Genomic DNA, 25752 nt, shown 5'->3' on the forward strand with positions numbered 1-25752 from the left:
GGCAGCGCATCAGGCCAGGATACCGACGGTTTTCAGCGTGAAATAACCGATCACGGCGACGGCGACCGGCAGGATATACAATGGAAAAAACTGCAGCAGAATAGTATGACGGGGTAGCTCTACCCGGGATTCCAGCTCTTCACGGGTTTTGCCTTCATCGCCTTTGACCTTCTCCAGAATCAGCTGATCTTCCAACCCTTCGCGGATATGTTTGACCTGGCGGGACAGCCGGGAACCAGATACCTGCAGCGCCAGCCCGACAAACATCAACAGATAGATCAGCCAAAACATAATGGTGGATGATGCCGACAGACGACCAAAATCAGGCACCGGTGAGTTGTACCAAAAAATATTCAGAAACGGCGTATTGAAGCGCAGCACTTCCACCACCAGATGCAAGAAATCCTGCATCACGCCATTGATCCCCTGCTTCTTCTCGGTAAAGGCATGAATAAGATTAGACAGCGAGATAATGGTCGAGAGCAAAGCCGGGAGAAAGATGACCCATCCCGCAATGCGTTTGATCACGGCAAAAAGGCCAGCCTGTCGATACGTCATGTGTTCCCCTTGTGCGTGACGCCGCACCCAGTGCCACGGTGAGCAAGAAAAGTGTAGACCCATAAACCCGTTAGCAGGGTACTTCAGGTTTTAGCAGAGTCAACGTTTTCTTTCCCGGCGACACAGTCCGATCGCCCATTGTCGGCGACGACCACCGCCAGACCGATAAGCGGACTATAAAGGAAAGAATTGAAAGAAAGGATTTCGACAAGGTGCCGGCAGCATCGCCGGCACCTTATTAATAGAAGGAATCAGAGGAAGTCGGCACGTTTCGGCGAGAAGGTGTCGATCAACACGCTGCCTTCTTCCAGCGATACCACACCGTGCATTTCATTCTTCACCGCCATATAGGCATCGCCGGTTTTCAGAATGCGTTTTTCGCCTTCGATCACCACTTCGAAGCTACCGGCCGCCACATAGGCGATCTGATCGTGGATATCGTGCTTGTGCGGCGTACCGATGGCACCCTTGGCGAAATGAACGCACACCATCATCAAATCATCGCTCCAGGTGATGATTTTACGCTTAATGCCATCGCCCAGCTCTTCCCACGGCGTTTCATCGTCAATAAAGTACCTTCTCATGGTTTCTCCTTAAGATCATATAACGTGCCTCCCTTGTGTGAACAAGGTAACACAAAGGGTAGATACCGATATTCTAGTAACATCGGCATTAGATGAAACATAAAATAAGCAAAACCATGACGCCTCTCAAGAAATAAATAAAACATTATTTCATTTTTATTGAATTCACATCTCAACCACACTATCATCGCGCCATAACACGAAAGAACCGGGCAAAAAAGGTTCAGGTGACGTTGTCACTGCCACGCAAGGTGACCTGTTCCGCCCGGCACTTTCCTGTCAGGGTCCACAGCCTGATTTCTATCTGAAAGCGAGGAGCAACCATGCAAGTCCGTCAGAGCATCCATAGCGACCACGCCCGTCAGCTTGATACCGCTGGCCTGCGGCGCGAGTTTCTGATCGAACACATTTTTGATGCAGACGCCTGCACCATGACCTATAGCCACATCGATCGAATCATCGTGGGCGGGGTAATGCCCGTTCATCAGGCGGTGACTGTCGGCGAGGATGTAGGAAAACAGCTGGGCGTCAGCTACTTTCTTGAACGCCGCGAACTGGGCGCAATCAATATCGGCGGCGCCGGCGTAGTCAGTGTAGACGGCGAACGCTATGCAATCGGTCACGAAGAAGCCATTTATATCGGCAAAGGCGCGCGGGATATCCGTTTTACCAGCGTAGACCCGGCCAAACCTGCCCGTTTCTACTATAACAGCGCGCCGGCGCACACCACCTTTCCGACACGCAAGATTACCGCTGCAGAAGCCTCCCCGCAGACAATCGGTGATGACGCGACCAGCAATCGTCGGACCATCAACAAGTATATCGTTCCGGATGTGTTGCCCACCTGCCAGCTCACCATGGGGTTAACCAAGCTGGCGGAAGGCAGTCTCTGGAACACCATGCCGTGCCATACCCATGAGCGCCGCATGGAAGTCTATTTTTATTTCGATATGGATGAAGAAACGGCGGTGTTCCACATGATGGGACAGCCACAGGAAACCCGCCACATTCTGGTGCACAACGAGCAGGCGGTGATTTCACCGAGCTGGTCGATTCATTCAGGTGTAGGCACCAAACGCTACACCTTTATCTGGGGTATGGTTGGCGAGAATCAGGTTTTCTCAGACATGGATCACGTCAAAGTTAGCGAACTACGCTAGCGGCTTACCCAATAATTTCGCGTTGCGGGAAAGTGGCAAATGAGCGCGTCCCCGGTCAGTCATCGGGATGAGTGACAGCAGCCAGCAAGCCGGCAACCTGAAATATGACGGGTATAAACCGGTATTTCCCTACAGTAACAAGCTCACGACAAAACATGTCGTTTACAGAGAGATTAAAGCTATGATTCTGAATACATTCAATTTACAGGGCAAAGTGGCACTGATCACCGGTTGCGATACCGGCCTGGGTCAGGGTATGGCGGTCGGTCTGGCTGAAGCGGGCTGCGACATCGTCGGCGTCAACATCGTTGAGCCGAAAGAAACCATCGAAAAAGTCACCGCGGTAGGCCGTCGCTTCCTCAGCCTGACCGCTGACATGAGCGATATCTCCGGTCACGCCGCGCTGGTGGAAAAAGCCGTTGCCGAGTTCGGTAAAGTGGACATTCTGGTCAACAACGCCGGTATCATCCGTCGTGAAGACGCCATCGAGTTCAGCGAAAAGAACTGGGACGATGTGATGAACCTGAACATCAAGAGTGTGTTCTTCATGTCGCAGACGGTTGCTCGTCAGTTCATCAAGCAGGGTCATGGCGGTAAAATTATTAATATCGCGTCCATGCTGTCCTTCCAGGGCGGTATCCGTGTACCGTCTTACACCGCATCCAAGAGCGCGGTCATGGGCATCACCCGTCTGCTGGCCAATGAATGGGCGAAACATAACATCAACGTCAACGCCATCGCTCCCGGCTACATGGCGACCAACAACACACAGCAGCTGCGCGCCGATCAGGACCGTAGCAAGGAAATTCTGGACCGTATCCCGGCGGGTCGTTGGGGTCTGCCGCAGGACTTGCAGGGTCCGGCCGTGTTCCTGGCATCCAGCGCATCCGATTATGTGAACGGTTACACCATTGCCGTTGATGGCGGCTGGTTGGCTCGCTAATTTTTCCGCAAAATTTTTTTGTGATCGAAGGCACAATACTGAATTGTGCCTTTCTTTTATCTATCAATAATTTATCATCAACCCGCCTTTCCTCTTCGTTTCCAAATCTTCCATAAAAAATTTTCAAAACAACGTTCCGACTTTGATCACACTTTCGATATTGAGCGCATGACGAAAATAGAAGTTGGGCAATATAATCAATCAAAACAATGTTTCTATTTATAAGGAACTGTTTCGCTCAGTTCTGAAAGAAGGTACTCCATGAGTATTTTTACTGATTTGAACACCAGCAGAAAATGGCAAATCGACCAGTGGCTCTCGGCGGTTAACAGCCATATTGAAAAGATTCAGCAATACGGCCACAGCGTAGTCAACCCAACGCCGTTATTGGCTGACGGATTTGAGATAAAAACACAGTCTCCAGTTGTCTGGCAGTTTCCCGATGGTCATGATGCTCCGATTTCTAACTTCGCCAGCCAGCAAAACTGGCTGCGGTTATTAATTTCCATGAGCGTCATCACAGAAACGGAAAAATATCGTCATCTGGCATTCTGTCAGAGCGAATATTTTCTGAATCGCTTTGTCGATGAAAATAGCGGGCTTTTTTATTGGGGTGGCCATCGTTTTATTAATCTCGATACGCTGGCAAGCGAAGGCCCGGAATCCAAATCAATGGTGCATGAATTAAAACACCATCTGCCCTATTACGAATTTCTGCATCAGGTCAACCCGGAAAAAACCCGCCATTTCATTCAGGGATTCTGGAATGCTCACGTCGAAGACTGGAGTTGCCTGGATCTGGGCCGCCATGGTGATTACGCCAGACAACGCGATCCGGACGTGTTTCTGCATTCCCGCCATGATGTGGTCACCCCAGCCAACTGGCCGGAGTTACCGCTGACCAAAGGGCTGACCTTCGTCAATGCCGGCACCGACCTGATCTATGCCGCCTTTGTCTACGCGCGCCACACCGGCGACGCGCACGCGGCGGCCTGGGGCAAGCACCTCTATCGTCAATATGTGCTGGCGCGTAACCCGGAAACCGGTATGCCGGTTTACCAGTTTAGCTCTCCTTTGCAACGCCAGCCTGTGCCGGCGGACGACAACCAGACCCAATCCTGGTTTGGCGACCGCGCCCAGCGGCAATTTGGGCCGGAGTTTGGCGCCATTGCCCGTGAAGCCAACGTGCTGTTTCGCGACATGCGCCCGCTGCTGATCGATAACCCACTGGCCATGCTCGATATTCTGCGCCATCAACCCGATGCGGAAATCCTGACATGGGTGATCGCCGGCCTGAAAAACTACTATCAATACGCGTACGACGTTAACAGCAATAGCCTGCGCCCGATGTGGAATAACGGTCAGGACATGACCGGCTACTGCTTCAAACGCGACGGTTACTACGGCAAAGCCGGCACCGTGCTGAAGCCCTTCCCGCTGGAAGGCGACTACCTGCTGCCGCTGGTACGTGCCTGGCTCCTGAGCGACGATGACGACCTGCACACACTGATCGTCACCATGCTGTCCCGACTGGAGAAACAAGGCATCCACCAATCCGCTTCGCCGTTCCTGCTGCTGGCGATTACCGAACTGGCGCACGCCAAACAGTCGGCGCAGTGGGCGGAATATGCCTGGCAAATGGCGGAAATTTTATTTAAGCGCTATTTCCATCACGGTTTATTCGTACGTTCTGAACATCATCGTTATGTGCGGCTTGATGATCCCTTCCCAGCCATTCTGCTGACGCTGATCGCTGCCTGCAGAAATAAATGGTCGGAAGTTCCTGCGGTCCTGACACAAGGGGGATACATCCATGGAGATTATCGAATTAATGGAGAAAGCCGGGTTATTTACGACACGGAATTTATTTACCCAGAAAAATTAATCCACTGATTTTATTTTTACAGATTCACCATTACTAAAAGTAGGTAGGCATTATGAATGAAAACAGAATGCTGGGGTTAGCTTATATCTCCCCCTATATAATAGGGTTGATAGTTTTTACCGCTTTCCCCTTTCTTTCATCGTTTGTACTCAGTTTTACTGAGTATGATTTAATGAGTCCGCCCACATTCACCGGTCTGGAGAATTACCACCGGATGTTTATGGAGGACGATCTTTTCTGGAAATCCATGGGAGTCACCTTTGCTTATGTGTTCCTGACCATCCCGCTAAAACTGATTTTCGCACTGCTGATCGCGTTCGTGCTGAATTTCAAGCTGCGCGGAATCGGTTTTTTCCGTACCGCCTACTACGTGCCGTCGATTCTCGGCAGTAGCGTGGCTATTGCCGTACTGTGGCGCGCCCTGTTCGCTATCGATGGGCTGCTGAACAGCTTTATCGGCGTTTTCGGCCTCGATCCGGTCAACTGGCTGGGTGAACCGTCGCTGGCGCTGATGTCGGTAACCCTGCTGCGCGTCTGGCAGTTCGGTTCCGCCATGGTGATCTTCCTGGCTGCGTTGCAGAACGTGCCGCAATCCCAGTATGAAGCCGCAATGATCGACGGCGCCTCGAAATGGCAGATGTTTCTGAAAGTGACCGTGCCGCTGATTACGCCGGTTATCTTCTTCAACTTCATCATGCAGACTACGCAGGCGTTCCAGGAATTCACCGCGCCCTACGTCATTACCGGCGGCGGCCCAACCCACTACACCTATCTGTTCTCGCTCTATATCTATGATACGGCCTTCAAGTATTTCGATATGGGGTACGGCGCGGCTCTGGCATGGGTGCTGTTCCTGGTGGTAGCCGTATTCGCCGCTATCTCCTTCAAATCGTCTAAATACTGGGTGTTCTATTCCGCCGATAAAGGAGGAAAAAATGGCTGATATTCATTCCCCACTGTCTGCACAGGCTATTGCAGCGGCAGAAGTTCGCCGCACGCTACGTCGTGAAAAGATCAATGCGGGCTTCCGTTACACCATTCTACTGGCTGTCGGCATTCTGATGCTCTACCCGCTGGCGTGGATGTTCTCGGCGTCGTTCAAACCGAACCACGAGATCTTCACCACCCTCAGTCTGTGGCCGGCACACGCAACCTGGGATGGCTTTATCAATGGCTGGAAAACCGGCACCGAATACAACTTCGGTCACTACATGATCAATACCTTCAAGTATGTGATTCCGAAGGTAGCGCTGACGGTGATCTCCTCCACCATCGTGGCTTACGGCTTTGCCCGGTTTGAGATTCCGTGGAAGAACTTCTGGTTCGCCACGCTGATCGCCACCATGCTGTTGCCGAGCACCGTACTGTTGATTCCTCAGTACATCATGTTCCGTGAGATGGGCATGCTGAACAGCTACCTGCCGCTGTATGTGCCGGTTGCGTTCGCTACACAAGGGTTCTTCGTGTTCATGCTGATCCAGTTCCTGCGCGGCGTACCGCGCGATATGGAAGAAGCGGCGCAAATCGATGGCTGCAACTCCTGGCAGGTGCTGTGGTACGTGGTAGTGCCGATTCTGAAACCGGCCATCATTTCGGTCGCCTTGTTCCAGTTTATGTGGTCAATGAACGACTTTATCGGCCCGCTGATTTACGTTTACAGCGTGGACAAATACCCGATTGCGTTGGCTCTGAAAATGTCTATCGACGTTACGGAAGGCGCACCGTGGAACGAAATTCTGGCAATGGCGAGCATCTCCATTCTGCCGTCTATCATCATCTTCTTCATGGCTCAGCGCTACTTCGTTCAGGGCGTTACCAGCAGCGGAATTAAAGGTTAATTGAGGATTTATCATGGCTGAAGTCATTTTCAACAAACTGGAAAAAGTTTACTCCAACGGTTTCAAAGCAGTTCACGGTATCGACCTGACGATCAATGACGGCGAATTCATGGTGATCGTAGGGCCGTCCGGCTGTGCGAAATCCACTACCCTGCGCATGCTGGCCGGTCTGGAAACCATCAGCGGCGGCGAAGTCCGCATCGGTGAGAAGATCGTCAACAACCTGGCGCCGAAGGATCGCGGCATTGCGATGGTGTTCCAGAACTATGCGCTCTACCCGCATATGACGGTGCGCGAAAACCTGGCCTTCGGCCTGAAACTCAGCAAAATGCCGAAAGACAAGATCGAAGCGCAGGTTAACGAAGCGGCCAAGATTCTGGAACTGGAAGAGTTGATGGATCGCCTGCCGCGCCAGTTGTCCGGCGGTCAGGCCCAGCGTGTGGCGGTAGGTCGCGCCATCGTGAAAAAGCCGGATGTGTTCCTGTTCGACGAACCGCTTTCCAACCTGGACGCCAAGCTGCGTGCCTCCATGCGTATTCGTATCTCGGATCTGCATAAACAGTTGAAAAAGAGCGGTCACCCGGCCACCAGCGTTTACGTGACTCATGACCAGACCGAAGCCATGACCATGGGCGATCGTATCTGCGTCATGAAGCTCGGCCACATCATGCAGGTGGATACGCCGGATAATCTCTATCACTTCCCGAAAAACATGTTCGTCGCCGGCTTTATCGGCGCGCCGGAAATGAACATCAAACCGGGCAAGCTGCTGGAAGAAAACGGCCAGATCACGCTGCAGGTAGGCCAGTACACCATGAGCCTTAACCAAGCCAAACAGGACAAAGTACGTGGTTACGTCGGCAAGGACATCTGCTTCGGCGTTCGCCCGGAATACGTCACGGTATCGGAAGCGCCTTTCGACGGAGGTCACTTCCAGGGCGAACTAGTGCGTGCCGAAAACATGGGCCACGAATTCTTTATGTACATCAAGGTCGATGGTTTTGAACTGACCAGCCGCATGCCGTCCGACGAAGCTCGGGTGATTATCAATAACAGAATGAATAGTAAGGTGTATTTCAAATTTGATATGGATAAATGCCATATCTTTGATGCAAAAACAGAACAAAATATCTCTCTTTAACAGGAGTATAACCGATGAAAAAAGTAATCCTACGCACATTGATTGCCTCTTCTCTGGCGCTGATGGCTCATCAGTCTTTCGCTGCCGACCAGGTTGACCTGCGCATGTCATGGTGGGGGGGCAACGGACGCCACCAGGTCACGCTGAAAGCCATTGAGGAATTCCAGAAACAGTACCCGAACATCAAAGTGAAGGCGGAATACACCGGTTGGGACGGGCATTTGTCCCGTCTGACGACACAGATCGCCGGCAACACCGAACCGGATGTGATGCAAACCAACTGGAACTGGTTGCCCATTTTCTCCCGCACCGGTGACGGTTTCTACGACCTGAACAAAATGAAAGACGTGCTGGATCTGTCGCAGTTTGAAGCAAAAGAACTGCAGGCCACCACGGTAGACGGCAAGCTGAACGGGATTCCGATCTCCGTCACGGCGCGCGTGTTCTATTACAACACCGAAACCTGGAAGAAATCCGGTTTGACCGCGCCGAAAACCTGGGATGAGCTGCTGAACGCCGGTAAAGTGTTCAAGGAAAAACTGGGCGACCAGTCCTACCCGCTGGTACTGGAGCATCAGGATTCACTGGCGCTGCTGAATTCCTACATGGTGCAGAAATACAACATTCCGGCGGTAGACGAGAAGAACAAGAAATTCTCCTATACCGACGCGCAATGGGTGGAATTCTTCCAGATGTACAAAAAACTGGTTGATGCCCACGTCATGCCGTCCGCGAAATACTATGCGTCGTTCGGCAAGAGCAACATGTATGAAATGAAACCGTGGATTACCGGTGACTGGGGCGGCATATACATGTGGAACTCCACCATCAACAAGTACTCCGATAACCTGCAGCCGCCGGCCAAGCTGGAACTGGGCGCCTACCCGATGTTGCCGGGCGCCAAAGAAGCCGGTCTGTTCTTCAAACCGGCCCAGATGTTGTCCATCGGCAAATCCACTAAGCACCCGAAAGAAGCAGCCATGCTGATTAACTATCTGTTGAACAGCAAGGAAGGCATCCAGGCGCTGGGTCTGGAGCGTGGCGTGCCGTTGAGCAAAGCCGCCGTCGCCCAGCTGCGCGCCGATGGCGTCATCAAGGATAACGACCCGTCGGTAGCCGGTCTGAATCTGGCCTTGTCTTTGCCGCATGAAACCAAGACATCGCCTTATTTCGATGACCCGCAGATTGTCGCCCTGTTTGGTGATTCCATTCAGTATATCGATTACGAGCAGAAATCCGTGGAAGAAACCGCCAAATACTTCCAGCGTCAGGCTGATCGTATTCTGAAGCGCGCCATGAAAGAATAAACGTTAATTAGTTGTCTGTTTTAAGCCCCGTGCTCTCCGCCGGGGCTTTTTTATTAAAAATGAAACAAAATGAATCATACTGTCGATCATCGTCACAATTTGAAATCATTTTGAATTTATTGTGATTCTAAAAGATCGAGATCACAAAACGATATTAAATAATCCATAAAATAGAACTTGTTCCATAAGAACACATCGATTTTATTTTTTTATTCTTTTCTTTATCTGTATATCTATAGGGAAAATACAATGAAGATTAAATTATTAACTTTGGCTGTTGCATCTCTGGTTAGCGTCAATGCTCTGGCTGTATCTATCGACTATCGTCATGAAATGCAGGATACCGCTCAGGCCGGTCATAAAGATCGTCTGTTAATCTCTCACCGTTTTGCTAATGGTTTCGGATTATCTTCCGAAGTAAAATGGGCGCAATCCAGTGCGGATAAAACCCCAAATAAACCATTTAATGAGCAGGTCAGTAACGGAACGGAAGTTGTCGCCAGCTACGTTTATAAATTCAATAGCGTCTTTTCTATCGAACCAGGTTTTTCTTTAGAATCAGGCTCTTCAAATAACAACTATCGTCCATACCTGCGTGGACGCGCCAATGTGACCGATGATTTGTCTGTCGCCTTGCGTTATCGCCCTTACTTCAAACGTAATAGCGGTAATATTGGTAAAGATAACACCATGGACAAAGGTTATACCCTGACCGGTAATATCGATTATAGCTTCCTGAAGGATTACACCATCGGCTACGAGCTGGAGTACAAAAAAGGAACGTCTGGCAAAACTATTCTGGCTGACAACGATGATTATGACATTACTCATAACGTGAAATTGTCTTATAAATGGGACAAAAACTGGAAGCCGTATGTTGAAGTCGGCAACGTTTCCGGTTCTGAAACCACCGATGAGCGCCAGACGCGTTACCGCGTAGGCGTGCAGTACAGCTTCTGATAGCTGCCCGTGGCGCCGGAATACCGGCGCCGAAAATGGATGATAAATAACACAGCAATAAATTGTCATTTATCATCCCGGCTAATTACCTAACGGGAATTAGTCAAACCATCAATTCGTCTTTTAAATTTCTGCGTCTGTTTCCCTCACAGGGAAATAATGCCATTCGCCAATTTGGGTAAACATTTTGCTCTCTTCGATGAAATGTTTACCTGTTTTTTTATCCCCACCACCGCCATACTGATTCTATTAATCAAACGGGTAAACTGTCATGTCACTACGAAGGGTAATTGCAGGAACGCTTATGATGTCTGTCAGTGGATTCACTCTCGCCGACACCATCTTCCCAATATGGCCGCAGGGCGAAGCGCCGGGTGCGGCAACATCGTCAGTACAGCAGCAGGTCGTTGAACGCAGTAAAGACCCCACCCTGCCAGACCGGGCCGTAACCGGTATCCGCAGCCCGGAAATCACGGTTTATACCCCGGAAAAGCCGAATGGCACAGCGCTGTTGATTACCCCCGGCGGCTCCTATCAACGCGTGGTGCTGGACAAAGAAGGCAGCGATTTGGCACCCTTTTTCACCCGACAGGGCTACACCCTGTTCGTCATGACATACCGTATGCCGGGCGACGGCCACCAGGAAGGCGCGGATGCGCCGCTGGCCGACGCTCAGCGCGCCATACGCACGTTGCGGGCCCATGCCGCGCAGTGGCAGATTGACCCACAACGCATTGGCATCATGGGCTTCTCCGCCGGCGGGCATGTCGCCGCCAGTCTGGGCACTCGCTTTGCGCAAACCGTTTACCCGGCGCAGGACGAAATCGACCATATCAGCGCCCGCCCGGACTTCATGGTGCTGATGTACCCGGTCATTTCCATGCAGGAAAACATTGCGCACGCCGGCTCCCGTAAAGCGCTGATCGGTTCTCACCCCAGCGACGCGCAAATCCAGCGCTATTCCGCGGAAAAACAGGTCAGCGCGCAAACCCCACCGACATTTCTGGTCCATGCAATTGACGACCCTTCCGTATCGGTAGACAACAGTCTGGTGATGCTGGCGGCATTGCGCGCGCACCAGATTCCGGCAGAAATCCATCTGTTTGAGCAGGGGAAACATGGTTTTGGTATCCGCGGCACGGTCGGGTTGCCGGCTGCTATCTGGCCACAATTGCTGGATAACTGGCTAACATCGCTGCCGTTAAAGAAAAATACGGCGAATCAACCGGATAAAAAATAACTAGTTACACCGTCACACCTTCCGCCGTCTATCGCAATCTCTTATACTGTATAAAATGACAGTTTTTGAGATGTTTCATGACCGCGGAAGGCCACCTCCTGTTTGCCGTAGCCAGCGCAATCTTCGCCAAAAAAGCAGAGTTATCGCCCGTTCTGGCGGCCGGCGATTGGTGGCACATTATTCCCGCCGCCATGCTGACAGCGCTGCTGCCCGACATCGACCACCCGAAATCCATTCTGGGCCAGCGCCTGAAATGGATTTCGGTGCCGATCGCCAGGTTGTGCGGCCATCGCGGTTTTACGCACAGCCTGCTGGCGATTCTGGCCGGCGTTTATGTTATCCACACCCGGTTGCCGGCAGACTGGCCGTTGCCGGGCGATGTCTATCACGCGATGATCGTAGGGTATCTGAGCCATATCGTCGCCGATATGCTGACCACGGCCGGCGTCCCCCTGCTGTGGCCCTGTCGCTGGCGTTTTCGGTTACCCATCCTCAACAGCGACAAAGGAAACCAACTGGAACGGCTACTGTGCGTGGGCCTGATCCTGTTCATGCTATGGCAACCGCAACAGCCGCTGGAGTCCTGGCATTACGGCGAGCCGGCGCGGTGGCTGCAACAATTCGGTCAGCAGCTTCATCAGCTACTGACGCTCTGAACTACCGCGTTATTCCATTCTGCTCAATCCAAGTTCGTTATCTCTATAACCGCGATATAAAAGACCTGCTATGCTACTGCGCTGGTTACGTTTCTCTGACCGTAGCCACTTTGAACATTAAAAAAGGAGTAGTGGGATGAATTTTCCGCTGATAATAAATGTGGTTGTTTTTGCTGTGTTGCTCTTCGCACTAGGGTATGGCGGTAATAAAAACTGGAGTCTGTCCAAAAAGGTCCTGCTGGGGTTGATCACCGGCGTCCTGTTCGGGCTGGTATTGCACCTGATCTACGGCGACGACAATCCCGTCGTAAAACAATCCATCGCCTGGTTTAACATCGTCGGCAACGGCTACGTGCAATTGCTGCAGATGATTGTCATGCCGCTGGTGTTTGTTTCCATTCTCAACTCGGTTGCCCGGTTACATAACGCCTCATCGCTGGGGAAAATCAGCCTGCTGGCGCTGGGCAAGTTACTATTGACCACATTGATTGCCGCGCTGATCGGTATCTTTGTCACTAACCTGTTTGGCCTTACCGCCTCGGGGCTGGTGCAGGGTGCGCAGGAAAGTGCCCGTCTGTCTACGATTCAGAATAGCTATGTCGGCAAAGTCGCAGACCTGAGCGTGCCGCAACTGCTGCTGTCGTTTATCCCCAAAAACCCGTTTGCCGACCTGACCGGCGCCAACCCGACCTCGATTATCAGCGTGGTGATTTTCGCTGCGTTTCTCGGTGTCGCCGCGCTGCACCTGTTGAAAGACGATGCGGTGAAAGGCGAACGTGTGCTGACGGCCATTGACACCTTGCAATCCTGGGTGATGAAGCTGGTCCGTCTGGTCATGCGTCTCACGCCTTATGGCGTTATGGCGCTGATGACCAAAATGGTCGCCAGCTCTAACCTGCAGGACATTCTCAAACTGGGGGGCTTTGTCGTGGCGTCCTATCTCGGTCTGGGGCTGATGTTTGGCATCCATGCCGTGCTGTTGGCACTGACCGGCGTGAACCCGGCTCGCTTCTACCGCAAGGTCTGGCCGGTATTGAGCTTCGCTTTCACCAGCCGCTCCAGCGCCGCCACCATTCCGCTGAATATTGAGGCCCAGACGCGTCGTATCGGCGTGCCGGAATCCATCGCCAGCTTTGCCGCCTCCTTTGGCACCACCATCGGTCAGAACGGCTGCGCCGGGCTTTATCCGGCCATGCTGGCGGTGATGGTCGCACCGACGGTCGGCATCAACCCGTGGGATCCGATGTGGATTGCCACCCTGGCTGGCATCGTGACGCTTAGTTCGGCAGGCGTGGCTGGCGTCGGCGGCGGCGCAACCTTCGCCGCGCTGATAGTCCTGCCCGCTATGGGCCTGCCGGTGACGCTGGTTGCCCTACTGATTTCCATTGAACCGTTGATCGATATGGGGCGTACCGCGCTGAACGTCAGCGGCTCGATGACCGCAGGCACCATTACCAGCCAGTTGCTGAAACAAACCGATAAAGCGGTGCTGAATCAGGGTGACGACGCCGCATTGACGCAACGTTAATCCTTTGATGATGGAATAAAAAATGCCGGAGCGGTTTCCCCCTCCGGCATTTTTTTGCGCACCAATCAGAGTTTCGGATTGGTGTCATATTCCTGACAACTCTGGAATCCTTTGTTCAGCACATGACCGGTTTCATCAAAGCTGACGAAGTAGTACTGAATCTTGCCGTCACGGGTGCCGAGCACATAGGTATTACAGGTGCCACGGGCATGAATCATCGTGGCTTCCGTCGATGCGGGGCCGGCAATCCGGTTCACTTCCTGGCGGCTCATACCTTTTTTGACATCCTTCACCACCGGTTTGGTAAGGAAATTTTCCGCACGATCATAAGCCACACATCCAGAGAGCATCAGAGCGCTTGCCGCGATACACATGAGTAAACGATTTTTCTTCATGGCATGACCTCATTGGCTATCGGTGTTGCTAAGACTAGATAGCAACCGCAACTTTTTCAAATCGGCCGCGTCTTTTCAACAGGCTGATAGTTGGCGAAAAAGCCCCCGGTTCGATGTAAAACCTCCGGCTTTCTCTTGTTCTTTTGTTCCGCCGGAATTAACGTTACCCTTTGGTGATGTGAATAATTATTCTGGCACATCAATAGGTTCAGGAGGGGGCGACATGTCATTACAGCAGGAAATCATTCAGGCGCTCGGGGCGAAAAGCACCATCGATCCGGCGCAGGAAGTTCGGGTGAGCGTTGATTTTTTAAAGAATTATCTGAAGGCGCATCCGTTCGTCAAAAGCCTGGTGCTGGGGCTCAGCGGCGGGCAGGACTCGACGCTCACCGGCAAATTATGCCAGACGGCGATAACCGAATTGCGCCAGGAAACCGGCAAAAACGATTATCAGTTCATCGCGGTACGCTTGCCGTACGGCGTGCAGGCCGATGAGCAGGACTGTCAGGACGCCATCCAGTTTATCCAGCCGGACCGGGTAATGACCGTTAACATCAAACCGGCGGTGGACGCCAGCGAAGCGACGCTGCGCGCCATCGGCATTGAGCTGTCTGATTTCGTCAAAGGGAACGAAAAAGCGCGCGAACGCATGAAAGCCCAGTACAGCATTGCGGGCATGAACGCCGGGTTGGTCGTCGGAACCGATCATGCGGCGGAAGCGGTCACCGGCTTTTTCACCAAATACGGTGATGGCGGTACCGATATCAACCCGATTTTCCGCCTCAACAAGCGGCAAGGCAAAGCGCTGCTTAAGCTGCTGGGTTGCCCGGCGCACCTCTACACCAAAGCGCCAACGGCCGACCTTGAAGACGATCGTCCATCGTTGCCGGATGAAACCGCGCTGGGGGTAACCTACGAAAAGATCGACGATTATCTGGAAGGTAAACAGCTTGAGCCGGTCGATGCCGCTATCATCGAAAGCTGGTACCGCAGAACCGAGCACAAACGTCGTCCTCCCGTTACGGTTTTTGATGATTTCTGGCATTGATGACCGCACGACGCCAGACCAGGTTCATTCACAAGTAACGTCATGCGGATGCCGTCCGGCATCCGCCTTTTTATGTCATGCCATAACGATAATTCCTTGATGATAGCCATAACCCCTTATCGCGCCACGCTGGCCGGCCTGCTGGCGATTATGCTCTGGAGCACCTCTGTTGGCCTGATTCGCAGCCTGACCGAAGCGCTGGGCGCGTTAGGCGGCGCCGCCATGATTTACAGCACCAGCGCCCTCTTCCTGTTGTTATTCGGGCATCGTCCCACGTTTCGTTCTCACTCCAAAATCTACCTGCTGCTCGGCGGCGCGCTGTTTGTCAGCTACGAAATCTGTTTCTCGCTGTCCATTGGGCTGGCGCAAAACCGGATGCAGGCGATGGAGCTGGGGATGATCAATTATCTATGGCCCTGCCTGACGATTCTGTTTTCACTGTTTATCAATCAGCAGAAAAGCCGACTTTGGCTGTGGCCGGGCCTTGCCCTGTCGATAACGGGGATCCTATGGATTCTGAAAGGCGACGGCGACTGGTCGCCCGCGCTAATGTGGCGGAATATCAGCGCCAATCCGCTGGCCTATGGCATGGCGCTGACCGCAGCGCTGGTCTGGGCATTGTATTGCAACGTCTCGCGTCGCTTCGGCAACGGGAAAAGTGGCATCCTGCTGTTTTTCATCACTGTTTCCATTGTCCTGTGGGGAAAATATCTGCTCAGCGACGCGCCCGGCTTTTCCTTCCCGGCGCAAACCCTGCTGGAGCTGTTGTTCATCGGCGGTTCGACCGCGCTGGCCTATGCCGCCTGGGATGTCGGTATTCAACGCGGCAACATGGCGCTGCTGGCAACCGCGTCCTACTTTACGCCGATACTCACGACGCTGATGGCGGCGTTGTGGCTGCAAACCGTGCCTACCTTCGCTTTCTGGCAAGGCGTCATCATGGTGACGCTGGGGTCGCTGCTGTCGTGGCTGGCCACGCGCGCAACCGCTTAACCTGCGCCACAACACGGTTTTTGTGTTAAATTGCATATATTATGCAATTTAACACAGCCACGGGAGCGCCACGATGTCCTCTTCTTCCGGCAAACGTATCCAGCGTGAAATCCGCACGATTCAGGCGATGCTCACGCTGTATGAACGCGCGTTCCCTGCTCCGGCGGATGACGCGGACTACTACGTCAAGCTACGCGATTATGCGCTGAACCGACTGCAAAAATGCTATTACGGTGAAAACAAGCCTGCCTGTAAACAGTGTCCCATCCACTGCTATCAACCGGCAAAACGGGAAGTCATCAAAGTGGTTATGCGTTGGGCGGGGCCACGAATGCTGTTGTATCACCCGATACTGGCGATCCGGCACCTGTTGGATGACCGTAAACCTGCGCCTGCTGCGCCGCAACGTCCGCGCACAGGAAAAAGACCTGAATCGCCTGCCTCACTTTCAGACGATTCTGTAAAAGAAAAAGGCCGCTAATGCGGCCTTTTTGTCAAATCAAGACTCTTTGGGTGATGCGTTTTCCACCCTGCTCTTTAATTTCTGCCCTGGACGGAACGTGACGACCCGACGCGCCGTAATCGGAATATCTTCGCCGGTTTTTGGGTTACGTCCCGGGCGCTGGTTCTTGTCTCGCAAATCAAAGTTGCCAAACCCCGACAACTTAACCTGCTCACCATTCTCCAGAGCGCGCCGAACTTCTTCGAAAAACAACTCGACGAGCTCTTTGGCATCCCGTTTGCTGAGCCCAAGCTTTTCAAACAGGTATTCAGACATTTCAGCTTTAGTAAGCGCCATAGGTTAATCCCTCAAGGATGCTTGGAATCGCTGTTTTAGTGCTGCTACGCATTGCGCAACGGTAGCGGCAATTTCCTCTTCTGCCAGTGTACGAGCGGTATCCTGCAATACCAGACTAATAGCCAGACTCTTATACCCTTCCGCTACGCCCTTGCCCCGGTACACGTCAAATAAGTTTACGCCAACTAACTGATTTGCGCCAACTTTCTTGCACTCAGCCAAAACGTCGCCCGCTGGCACGCTTTCAGCCACCACCACAGCAATATCACGGCGATTCGCCGGGAAACGGGAAATGTCCGCCGCCTCAGGCACCACGCGCTCGGCAAGCTTGTCCCACAGTACTTCAAACACCACGGTGCGCCCGTTAAGATCCAGCTTGCGCTCCAGCTCCGGGTGAATCACACCGATATAACCGATGCGCTCGCCAGCCAGATAAATGGCCGCGGTCTGTCCCGGATGCAGCGCCGGATGACTCTCAGCCCGGAACTCAAGTACAGACAGTTTCCCGGTCAATGCCAATACGGCTTCCAAATCGCCTTTCAAATCATAGAAGTCAACCGCCTGACGCGCCAGATCCCAGTGTTCCTCGTACCGGGTGCCGGTAATCACGCCAGCCAGCATGGTTTCCTGACGCACACCCAAATCCGCGCGCTGATCCGGAACAAAGCGCAGGCCGCTCTCAAACAGGCGCAGCCGGCTTTGCTGGCGGTTCTGGTTGTACACCACCGCACCCAGCAGACCGCTCCACAGCGACAGGCGCATCGCGGACATTTCCACCGAAATCGGACTCGGCAGAATCAGCGCATCTTCACCGGGGTGAATCAACGACTGGATTTTGGGATCGACGAAGCTGTAGGTAATCGCTTCCTGAAAGCCGTGATCGACCAGCAGGGTTTTCACACGCTTAAGCGCCAGATCCGCCTCGCGATGTTGCGTCATCTTCAGCGGCGCCTGAGTAGGAATATTCGGAATGTTGTTGTAGCCGTAAACACGCGCCACTTCTTCCACCAAATCTTCCTCAATCGCCATATCGAAACGCCAGCTCGGCGCCACCGCCTGCCAGCCATCGGCTGTCTGGGTTACCTGGCAACCCAGACGATTCAGAATATCGCTGACTTTCTCATCGGAAATCACATGCCCGATCAAACGATCCAGCTTGTCGCGACGCAGTGCGATGGTGGCGCGTACCGGCAGGTCTTTCTCGCTGACCGCCTCCACCACTGGGCCGGCTTCACCGCCGCAGATATCCAGCAGCAGGCGGGTTGCACGCTCCATCGCCTGATGCTGCAAGGCCGGGTCCACGCCGCGCTCATAGCGGTGCGACGCATCAGTATGCAGGCCGTAACGGCGCGCGCGCCCGGTGATCGACAGCGGATTAAAGTAAGCGCACTCCAGCAGCACATCCTGCGTTTCGCCGTTCACGCCGGAATGTTCTCCGCCGAAGATGCCGCCCATAGCTAGCGCTTTTTGATGATCGGCAATCACCAGCGTGTCGGCGCTCAGGGTAGCGTCGGTGCCGTCCAGCAGACGCAGGGTTTCCCCTTCTTTTGCCATACGCACCACGATACCGCCTTCCAGACGGTTAAGATCGAACGCATGCATCGGCTGCCCCAGCTCCAGCAATACGTAGTTGGTGACATCCACCACCGGGTCGATAGAGCGAATACCGCAGCGACGCAGTTTTTCGCGCATCCACAGCGGCGTGGCGGCCTTAACGTTGATCCCCTTGACCACTCGGCCCAGATAACGCGGGCACGCCTCGGTCGCGTCCACCTGAATCGGGAAACGATCGGCGATGGTCGCGGTCACCGGTTCAGTCGTCGGCGCAGTCAGCGCCAGTTCATTCAGCACCGCGACGTCACGCGCCACGCCCAGAATCCCCAGGCAGTCAGCACGGTTCGGGGTCACGCTGATTTCGATGGTATTGTCATCCAGCTTCAGGTACTCGCGGATGTCGGTGCCGAGCGGCGCGTCAGCCGGCAATTCGATAATGCCGCTGTGATCGTCGGAGATCCCCAGTTCGGAGAAGGAGCACAGCATTCCTTCAGACGGTTCGCCACGCAGCTTGGCCGCCTTGATTTTGAAATCGCCCGGCAAAACGGCACCCACGGTAGCCACCGCTACTTTGAGGCCCTGACGGCAGTTAGGCGCGCCGCAAACGATATCCAGCAGACGATCGCCGCCGACGTTGACTTTCGTCACGCGCAATTTGTCCGCGTTCGGATGCTGTGCGCACTCCACCACTTCCCCAACGACCACGCCGTGGAACGCGCCTGCAACCGGCTCAACGCCGTCCACTTCCAGACCGGCCATGGTGATTTGTTCAGATAAGGCATCGCTGCTGATGGCTGGGTTAACCCATTCCCGTAACCAGAGTTCACTGAATTTCATGTTGATATTCCTGCCTTATTTAAACTGTTTGAGGAAGCGTAAATCGTTTTCGAAGAAGGCGCGCAGGTCGGTCACGCCATAGCGCAGCATGGTCAGGCGTTCCATCCCCATACCGAAAGCGAAACCGGAATAGACTTCCGGGTCGATGCCGACGTTACGCAACACGTTCGGGTGCACCATGCCGCATCCCAGCACTTCAAGCCATTTGCCGTTCTTGCCCATCACATCCACTTCGGCGGAGGGTTCGGTGAACGGGAAATAGGACGGACGAAAACGCACCTGTAAATCTTCCTCAAAGAAATTGAGCAGGAAATCATGCAGCGTTCCCTTCAGGTTGGTGAAGCTGATGTCTTTATCCACGATCAGCCCTTCCATCTGATGGAACATCGGAGTATGCGTCTGATCGTAGTCGTTACGATAAACCCGGCCTGGCGCGATGATACGAATCGGCGGCTGCTGTTTTTGCATGGTGCGGATCTGCACCCCGGAAGTCTGGGTACGCAGCAGACGCTTGGCGTCGAACCAGAAGGTGTCATGATCGGCGCGCGCCGGGTGATGCCCCGGAATATTCAGCGCATCGAAGTTGTGGTAATCGTCTTCGATTTCCGGGCCGGACGCCACCGCAAACCCCAGTTCGCCAAAGAAGGTTTCGATACGATCGATGGTACGGGTGATCGGATGCAGACCGCCGTTTTCAATCGTACGCCCCGGCAGCGACACATCAATGGTTTCCGCCGCCAGGCGCGCATTCAGCTCAGCGCCTTCCAGCGACTGTTTGCGCGCATTCAGCGCATCCTGCACTTCCTGCTTCGCCTGGTTGATAACCGCACCCGCGGCAGGACGTTCTTCAGCAGGCAGCTCGCGCAGCGAGGTCATCTGAAGGGTTAAGTGACCTTTTTTGCCCAGAAACTCGACACGCACATTTTCCAGTGCGGCGACGTCTCCAGCCTGTTCGATGGCTGTTCTGGCTTTGGCAACCAGTTCTGCGAGATGTTGCATTGCATTCCTCTTCTTCTGCCTGTATGGCCGACAATCATGATTGGAAAGATACGATTTTCAGTACGCCGGACGTTAACACTACTCACGAATTTTGGAATCGAGTCCAATAAAAAAGCCTCCACAGAGGAGGCTTAGGCGCTACTTTTCGTTTCTGTTCTTACGCGCAAAGCCCCCGATGTTCAGGCGCTAAAGTAAAAAAAGAAACGGAAAATAGCAGCGTTCATACTTGCGTTACCTTAATTGTTACCTGGATAGATTGTTATTTGGATAAATTGTTGTATGGCTAATTGTTATCTAACTCGTTGACAATATACCAATTTCGCTCGTTCTGAAAGTCTTTCGTCGGCAATTGCGGAGCGTTGTCGGCTTTCACCGGCCTCAAAGACGAAAAGAGGGAGACAAGCTCCCTCTTTCATCTGACTTACGCCAGAGCTGATTTCGCTTTTTCAACCAGTGCGCTGAAAGCCACTTTGTCGAATACGGCGATGTCAGCCAGAATCTTACGATCAATTTCAACAGAGGCTTTTTTCAGGCCATTGATGAATTTGCTGTAAGACAAGCCATTCTGGCGTGCTGCTGCATTGATACGTGCAATCCACAGCTGGCGGAACTGACGTTTACGCTGACGACGGTCACGGTAAGCGTACTGACCAGCTTTGATTACTGCCTGGAAGGCAACACGATAAACGCGCGAACGGGCACCGTAGTAACCTTTCGCTTGTTTCAGGATCTTTTTGTGACGTGCGCGAGCAACCACACCACGTTTTACGCGAGCCATATGCTCTCTCCTAAAGTCTTATTCTGAATTAAAAAAAGGTTACTTATGCGTAAGGCAGACATGCTGCAACCAGGCCCAGATCTCCTTTGGAGACCATGCCTTTCGGACGCAGATGACGTTTACGTTTAGTCGCTTTTTTGGTCAGAATATGACGCAGGTTAGCATGCTTACGCTTGAAACCACCGCTGGCGGTTTTTTTGAAGCGTTTAGCGGCGCCACGTACAGTTTTAATCTTTGGCATTGTTATTTCCACTTCGCATTGTTAAACAATGAATCAGATAAGGCGAACAAAAACCGCGCTACACGAAGGCAGCGCGGAACGTGTTACTTGAATGCCTTACTGTTTCTTCTTCGGTGCCAGCACCATAATCATCTGACGCCCTTCGATCTTACTAGGGAACGACTCAACGACAGACAATTCATTCAGATCGTCACGAATGCGATTAAGCATTTCGATGCCGATCTGCTGGTGTGCCATTTCACGGCCGCGGAAACGCAGCGTGATTTTAGCTTTGTCACCATCTTCCAGAAAGCGAACCAGGTTGCGTAGTTTGACCTGATAGTCGCCATCATCGGTACCAGGCCGGAATTTGATTTCCTTGACCTGAATAACTTTTTGTTTCTTCTTCTGTTCTTTAGTGGCCTTACTCTTCTCATAGAGGAACTTGCCGTAATCCATGATTCGGCAAACCGGCGGCTCGGCGTTCGGGCTGATTTCAACTAAATCAACACCTGCTTCCTCAGCTTTCTCTAACGCTTCATTCAGGCTGACAATACCAAGCTGTTCGCCATCAACGCCCGTCAGACGTACCTCTTGTGCGCGAATTTCTCTGTTGATGCGATTAGGACGCGCCGGTTGAACTCGTTTTCCGCCTTTAATACCTTATTCCTCCAACTGATGAAGACTACGGCTGCGAATCTCTTCCTGCAGCTTCGTGATTACTTCACTGACGTCCAGACTTCCCAAGTCTTTGCCGCGGCGGGTACGGACAGCTACTTTGCCTGCCTCTACCTCTTTGTCGCCACAAACCAGCATATAGGGAACACGCCGTAAAGTGTGCTCGCGGATTTTAAAGCCAATCTTCTCATTTCTCAAGTCCGCTTTAACGCGAATCCCAGCATCTTGCAATTTTCTTGTCAATTCGCTGACATAATCAGACTGCGTATCGGTGATATTCATCACCACAGCCTGCACCGGCGCCAACCAGGTTGGGAAGAAACCGGCAAACTCTTCGGTCAGAATCCCGATAAAACGCTCCATCGACCCCAGTATTGCCCGATGAATCATCACCGGCACCTGACGTTCGTTGTTTTCGCCGACATAGGATGCACTCAGGCGGCCCGGCAGCGAGAAGTCAAGCTGTACCGTACCACACTGCCAGGCGCGATCCAGACAGTCATGCAAAGTAAACTCGATTTTCGGACCGTAAAACGCGCCCTCACCCGGCTGATAGTCAAACGGAATGCCGTTTTCAGTCAGCGCCGCCGCCAGATCCTCTTCCGCCCGATCCCACATGTCATCGCTGCCGATGCGTTTTTCAGGACGCGTTGACAGTTTCACCACGATTTTTTCAAAACCGAAGGTGCTGTACATGTCGTACACCATCTTGATGCAGCTATTCACTTCATCGCGCACCTGCTCTTCGGTACAGAAGATGTGGGCATCATCCTGCGTAAAACCGCGCACACGCATCAAGCCATGCAGGGAGCCTGATGGCTCGTTACGGTGACAACTGCCGAACTCCGCCATACGCAGCGGCAGATCGCGGTAAGATTTCAGTCCCTGATTGAAGATCTGTACGTGACCAGGGCAGTTCATCGGCTTGATGCAGTATTCACGGTTTTCAGACGACGTCGTGAACATGGCCTCTTTATAGTTTTCCCAGTGGCCGGTTTTTTCCCACAGCACACGGTCCATCATGAACGGACCTTTTACTTCCTGATATTGATACTCTTTGAGCTTCATGCGCACAAAGGCTTCCAGCTCGCGGAAAATCGTCCAGCCATCGTTATGCCAGAACACCATACCCGGTGCTTCTTCCTGCATGTGATACAGGTCCAACTGCTTGCCGATTTTACGGTGGTCGCGCTTGGCGGCTTCTTCAAGACGCTGCAGGTAAGCGCTCAGTTGTTTCTTATCTGCCCAGGCGGTACCATAAATACGCTGCAGCATTTTATTCTTGCTGTCGCCGCGCCAGTAAGCGCCCGACGTTTTCTGCAGTTTAAAATGATGGCAGAAGCGCATGTTCGGTACGTGCGGCCCACGGCACATATCGATATATTCTTCGTGGTGATACAGCCCAGGGCGGTCATCATGGCTGATATTTTCATCCAGAATCGCCACCTTGTAGCTTTCGCCACGCGCCGCAAACGTATCACGCGCTTCCTGCCAGCTGACTTTTTTCTTGATAACGTCGTAGTCTTTGCTCGCCAGTTCATGCATCCGCTTTTCAAGCAGGTCCAGATCTTCCTGAGTCAGGGTGCGGTCCAGATCAACGTCATAATAGAAACCGTTGTCGATAACCGGGCCAATCGCCATTTTGGTGTCCGGCCACAATTGCTTGATAGCATGACCGAGCAGGTGCGCGCAGGAATGACGAAGGATTTCTACACCATCTTCATCCTTGGCGGTAATAATGGACAACTGAGCATCAGATTCAATCAGATCGGTTGCATCGACCAGTTCGCCATTGACCCGACCGGCGATACAGGCTTTCGCCAGACCCGGGCCGATATCCAATGCGACATCAAGAGGAGAAACGGCATGGTCATAATGACGCTGGCTGCCGTCAGGAAGCGTAATAACAGGCATGTAAATTCCCTTATCTGCAGTGGTGAGCCACACGAAAGCTCACGTGCAAAAGATATTTGCGTTTGATTTAGGTGGTCGGTGGAAAAGGATTTAACCCACAATTGTTAAATCAGTTCCGCCCTGTGGCATGGCGATGGTCACAGTGTGACAGTTCAACGGGATAGCGCGCCTATGCCTTAACCCGACGGCGTAGAGTAGCACCATGCTCCCGTGGATGCCACCCATCCGGTCAAAACAGGCGGCGGAAATACGAATTGGCATCATTGAGATACGGGCAAAGACCCGTCATTACTGCGGGTCTCGTTGATACCCTCGGCAGCATGCCGGAAGGCGGAGAATCAGCGCTCAGGAATCATGTCCTTAAACAGCGGATCAATCTCACTTTCCTTAATTTCCGGCAAGGCAACCGACTGCTCGGGAGCTGGCTCCTCCGCCTGTGTCGGCACTGGCGACAGCGCGTGCAACAGCGCGATTTGCTGTTTCTGCTGCTCGACAATTTCATGCAAAAGCTTGATCTGCTCATTAGCCCGCACACTGGCCCGATTGATAAAGAACCAAACCAGAATTACCAGTAGCACAATCAGCGCGACAAAAACCACTTCCAGCATGTCTGAAGCAAAACTACTCATGTCTAAAACCTGTTACGTAACCTGACTCAGGCGCGCATTCTAGCACTGTGCCGACAGACAATTCGACAGTCATGCCGCGATTCATGGTGCGGAAGACCGGGTTTCACCCATAAAAAAGCCTGTCACCGGGACAGGCTTGGTCAAATTGTCGCACATCTTACGATTTCAGAACGGATAATCGTGGTATCCCATTTGATCGGAGATATTGCGCGCCGCTGTATGCAACATGGCGACATATTCGTGTTTATTATCTTCCGAGAAACGAATCGTCGGGAAAGAGATACTCAGGCCGGCAATCACCACGCCAAAGCGATCAAATACCGGAACCGCGATGCAACGCAGACCTTCTTCCTGCTCTTCATTGTCCTCGCCGTACCCCTGCTGACGCACCAGGTCAAGCTGAGGCAACAACTCTTCCGTACTACCGATGGTATGCACAGTGCTGCGCTTGAATTCCACCTGAGACAGAATTTCTTTGACCTCTTCGCGGTCACGCCAGGCCAGCAACACCTTGCCTATCGCCGTGCTGTGCAGTGGATTCCGACGACCGATGCGGGAATACATACGCAAATTGTACATGGAATCGATTTTATGGATGTAGACAATGCTGTCTTCATCTAACGCACCGAGGTGGATGGTTTCACGCGTTAACGCCGACAATTCGCGCATCTGAATATCCGCACTGCGGATCAGATCAACGTTCTGCAACGCTTTGGCGCCCAGCTCGAACAATTTCAACGTCAGCGAGTATTTCTCTGATTCACCTTCCTGGGCAACATATCCCAGAGATTTCATTGTCTGCAGGAAACGATAAACAGTACTTTTAGACATCATCACGCGCTGTGAAAGTTCAGTAATGCCAATCTCACGCTCTTCGCCTAACGCCTGCAAAATACCAAAGACCTTTAAGACAGATGACACGGAATCGGGTTGTTTATCTAAATCTGCAATAGCCATTTTTGTGGTTACCCTACTCAGTATTTTTTGTTTTAAAAAAAATAGAACACGTGTTTTAGTATAAAGGGAACGCTTTGAATATGGCAATCGGGCATTACTATAAGTGACAGACTGATTAAATATCATCCATCACAATAGCGCTGCCGAATTA

Annotated in this window: 27 protein-coding genes and 1 other annotated feature; of the genes, 14 read left to right on the forward strand and 13 right to left on the reverse strand. The window is 52.6% G+C overall.

What is annotated here, in order from left to right; all coding sequences use genetic code 11:
* Positions 1-9: 9 nt before the first annotated feature.
* Entirely contained in the window at positions 10-558 is a 549-nt protein-coding gene (locus DDA898_RS11600) for a YniB family protein (RefSeq protein WP_013318063.1), read from the reverse strand.
* Between the two features lie 251 nt (positions 559-809).
* Positions 810-1142, reverse strand: coding sequence for a cupin domain-containing protein (locus DDA898_RS11605; protein WP_013318064.1), 333 nt, complete (start codon positions 1140-1142; stop codon positions 810-812).
* A 323-nt stretch (positions 1143-1465) separates the two neighbouring features.
* Between DDA898_RS11605 and kduI the strand changes: the two genes are divergently transcribed.
* The 11 genes from kduI to DDA898_RS11660 all read left to right on the forward strand — a co-directional run bounded on the left by kduI (position 1466) and on the right by DDA898_RS11660 (position 13800).
* Positions 1466-2302: a 5-dehydro-4-deoxy-D-glucuronate isomerase gene (gene kduI, locus DDA898_RS11610; protein ID WP_038911248.1), complete on the forward strand. Its 837-nt coding sequence runs from the start codon at positions 1466-1468 to the stop codon at positions 2300-2302.
* Between the two features lie 181 nt (positions 2303-2483).
* Positions 2484-3245 carry a 2-dehydro-3-deoxy-D-gluconate 5-dehydrogenase KduD gene (gene kduD, locus DDA898_RS11615; protein ID WP_013318066.1) on the forward strand — a complete coding sequence of 254 codons (762 nt, stop codon included), beginning with the start codon at positions 2484-2486 and terminating at the stop codon, positions 3243-3245.
* Positions 3246-3506: 261 nt separating this feature from the next.
* Positions 3507-5138, forward strand: coding sequence for a pectate disaccharide-lyase PelW (gene pelW, locus DDA898_RS11620; protein ID WP_038911249.1), 1632 nt, complete (start codon positions 3507-3509; stop codon positions 5136-5138).
* A 44-nt stretch (positions 5139-5182) separates the two neighbouring features.
* Positions 5183-6073, forward strand: a complete 891-nt coding sequence (locus DDA898_RS11625) for a carbohydrate ABC transporter permease (protein ID WP_012769686.1) — start codon at positions 5183-5185, stop codon at positions 6071-6073.
* A complete protein-coding gene (locus tag DDA898_RS11630) occupies positions 6066-6968 on the forward strand; it encodes a carbohydrate ABC transporter permease (protein WP_013318068.1) in 903 nt (300 codons plus the stop codon). Before DDA898_RS11625 ends, DDA898_RS11630 begins: the two co-directional genes overlap by 8 nt.
* Positions 6969-6981: 13 nt before the next feature.
* Entirely contained in the window at positions 6982-8109 is a 1128-nt protein-coding gene (locus tag DDA898_RS11635; protein WP_038911250.1) for an ABC transporter ATP-binding protein, read from the forward strand.
* 14 nt (positions 8110-8123) lie between these two features.
* Positions 8124-9416 (forward strand): ABC transporter substrate-binding protein, encoded by a 1293-nt coding sequence (locus tag DDA898_RS11640; RefSeq protein ID WP_038901301.1) that lies wholly within the window; start codon positions 8124-8126, stop codon positions 9414-9416.
* Positions 9417-9665: 249 nt separating this feature from the next.
* On the forward strand, positions 9666-10376 hold the full coding sequence (gene kdgM / locus DDA898_RS11645) for an oligogalacturonate-specific porin KdgM (RefSeq protein ID WP_038911251.1): 711 nt from the start codon (positions 9666-9668) through the stop codon (positions 10374-10376).
* A gap of 271 nt (positions 10377-10647) precedes the next feature.
* A complete protein-coding gene (gene paeX, locus DDA898_RS11650; RefSeq protein WP_013318072.1) occupies positions 10648-11616 on the forward strand; it encodes a pectin acetylesterase PaeX in 969 nt (322 codons plus the stop codon).
* Positions 11617-11693: 77 nt separating this feature from the next.
* Positions 11694-12272, forward strand: coding sequence for a metal-dependent hydrolase (locus DDA898_RS11655; RefSeq protein ID WP_033111874.1), 579 nt, complete (start codon positions 11694-11696; stop codon positions 12270-12272).
* A 136-nt stretch (positions 12273-12408) separates the two neighbouring features.
* A complete protein-coding gene (locus DDA898_RS11660) occupies positions 12409-13800 on the forward strand; it encodes an L-cystine transporter (RefSeq protein ID WP_038911252.1) in 1392 nt (463 codons plus the stop codon).
* 65 nt (positions 13801-13865) lie between these two features.
* Here DDA898_RS11660 and osmE read toward each other — a convergent pair whose 3' ends face one another.
* On the reverse strand, positions 13866-14195 hold the full coding sequence (gene osmE, locus DDA898_RS11665; RefSeq protein ID WP_038658322.1) for an osmotically-inducible lipoprotein OsmE: 330 nt from the start codon (positions 14193-14195) through the stop codon (positions 13866-13868).
* A 223-nt stretch (positions 14196-14418) separates the two neighbouring features.
* Here osmE and nadE point away from each other — a divergent pair, with 223 nt between their 5' ends.
* The 3 genes from nadE to DDA898_RS11680 all read left to right on the forward strand — a co-directional run bounded on the left by nadE (position 14419) and on the right by DDA898_RS11680 (position 16717).
* Positions 14419-15243 carry an NAD(+) synthase gene (gene nadE, locus DDA898_RS11670; protein WP_038911254.1) on the forward strand — a complete coding sequence of 275 codons (825 nt, stop codon included), beginning with the start codon at positions 14419-14421 and terminating at the stop codon, positions 15241-15243.
* Between the two features lie 99 nt (positions 15244-15342).
* Positions 15343-16236: an aromatic amino acid DMT transporter YddG gene (gene yddG, locus DDA898_RS11675; RefSeq protein ID WP_081639290.1), complete on the forward strand. Its 894-nt coding sequence runs from the start codon at positions 15343-15345 to the stop codon at positions 16234-16236.
* 73 nt (positions 16237-16309) lie between these two features.
* Positions 16310-16717 (forward strand): nitrous oxide-stimulated promoter family protein, encoded by a 408-nt coding sequence (locus DDA898_RS11680; RefSeq protein ID WP_038911255.1) that lies wholly within the window; start codon positions 16310-16312, stop codon positions 16715-16717.
* Between the two features lie 18 nt (positions 16718-16735).
* Here the strand turns inward: DDA898_RS11680 and ihfA are convergent, their stop codons facing one another.
* From ihfA to kdgR, 10 genes are all read right to left on the reverse strand, one after another.
* Positions 16736-17035, reverse strand: coding sequence for an integration host factor subunit alpha (gene ihfA, locus DDA898_RS11685; RefSeq protein ID WP_012769674.1), 300 nt, complete (start codon positions 17033-17035; stop codon positions 16736-16738).
* Between the two features lie 3 nt (positions 17036-17038).
* Complete coding sequence (pheT, locus tag DDA898_RS11690; protein ID WP_038911256.1) at positions 17039-19426, reverse strand: phenylalanine--tRNA ligase subunit beta; 2388 nt, start codon at positions 19424-19426, stop codon at positions 17039-17041.
* Positions 19427-19441: 15 nt separating this feature from the next.
* Entirely contained in the window at positions 19442-20425 is a 984-nt protein-coding gene (gene pheS, locus DDA898_RS11695; protein ID WP_038911257.1) for a phenylalanine--tRNA ligase subunit alpha, read from the reverse strand.
* A 105-nt stretch (positions 20426-20530) separates the two neighbouring features.
* Positions 20531-20654, reverse strand: a sequence feature (Phe leader region).
* Positions 20605-20649: a pheST operon leader peptide PheM gene (gene pheM, locus DDA898_RS23210; RefSeq protein WP_106120997.1), complete on the reverse strand. Its 45-nt coding sequence runs from the start codon at positions 20647-20649 to the stop codon at positions 20605-20607. It overlaps the preceding feature by 45 nt.
* Positions 20655-20846: 192 nt before the next feature.
* Positions 20847-21203 carry a 50S ribosomal protein L20 gene (gene rplT, locus DDA898_RS11700; protein WP_012769671.1) on the reverse strand — a complete coding sequence of 119 codons (357 nt, stop codon included), beginning with the start codon at positions 21201-21203 and terminating at the stop codon, positions 20847-20849.
* Positions 21204-21246: 43 nt separating this feature from the next.
* Positions 21247-21444 (reverse strand): 50S ribosomal protein L35, encoded by a 198-nt coding sequence (gene rpmI, locus DDA898_RS11705; RefSeq protein WP_013318081.1) that lies wholly within the window; start codon positions 21442-21444, stop codon positions 21247-21249.
* A 96-nt stretch (positions 21445-21540) separates the two neighbouring features.
* Positions 21541-22083, reverse strand: a complete 543-nt coding sequence (gene infC / locus DDA898_RS22345) for a translation initiation factor IF-3 (protein ID WP_013318082.1) — start codon at positions 22081-22083, stop codon at positions 21541-21543.
* 3 nt (positions 22084-22086) lie between these two features.
* On the reverse strand, positions 22087-24015 hold the full coding sequence (thrS, locus tag DDA898_RS11715; RefSeq protein ID WP_013318083.1) for a threonine--tRNA ligase: 1929 nt from the start codon (positions 24013-24015) through the stop codon (positions 22087-22089).
* A gap of 338 nt (positions 24016-24353) precedes the next feature.
* Entirely contained in the window at positions 24354-24623 is a 270-nt protein-coding gene (locus tag DDA898_RS11720) for a YebO family protein (protein WP_438830425.1), read from the reverse strand.
* Positions 24624-24809: 186 nt separating this feature from the next.
* Positions 24810-25601 carry a DNA-binding transcriptional regulator KdgR gene (gene kdgR / locus DDA898_RS11725; protein ID WP_013318085.1) on the reverse strand — a complete coding sequence of 264 codons (792 nt, stop codon included), beginning with the start codon at positions 25599-25601 and terminating at the stop codon, positions 24810-24812.
* Positions 25602-25752: the final 151 nt, after the last annotated feature.

The sequence above is a fragment of the Dickeya dadantii NCPPB 898 genome (assembly GCF_000406145.1).
Taxonomy (GTDB): domain Bacteria; phylum Pseudomonadota; class Gammaproteobacteria; order Enterobacterales; family Enterobacteriaceae; genus Dickeya; species Dickeya dadantii.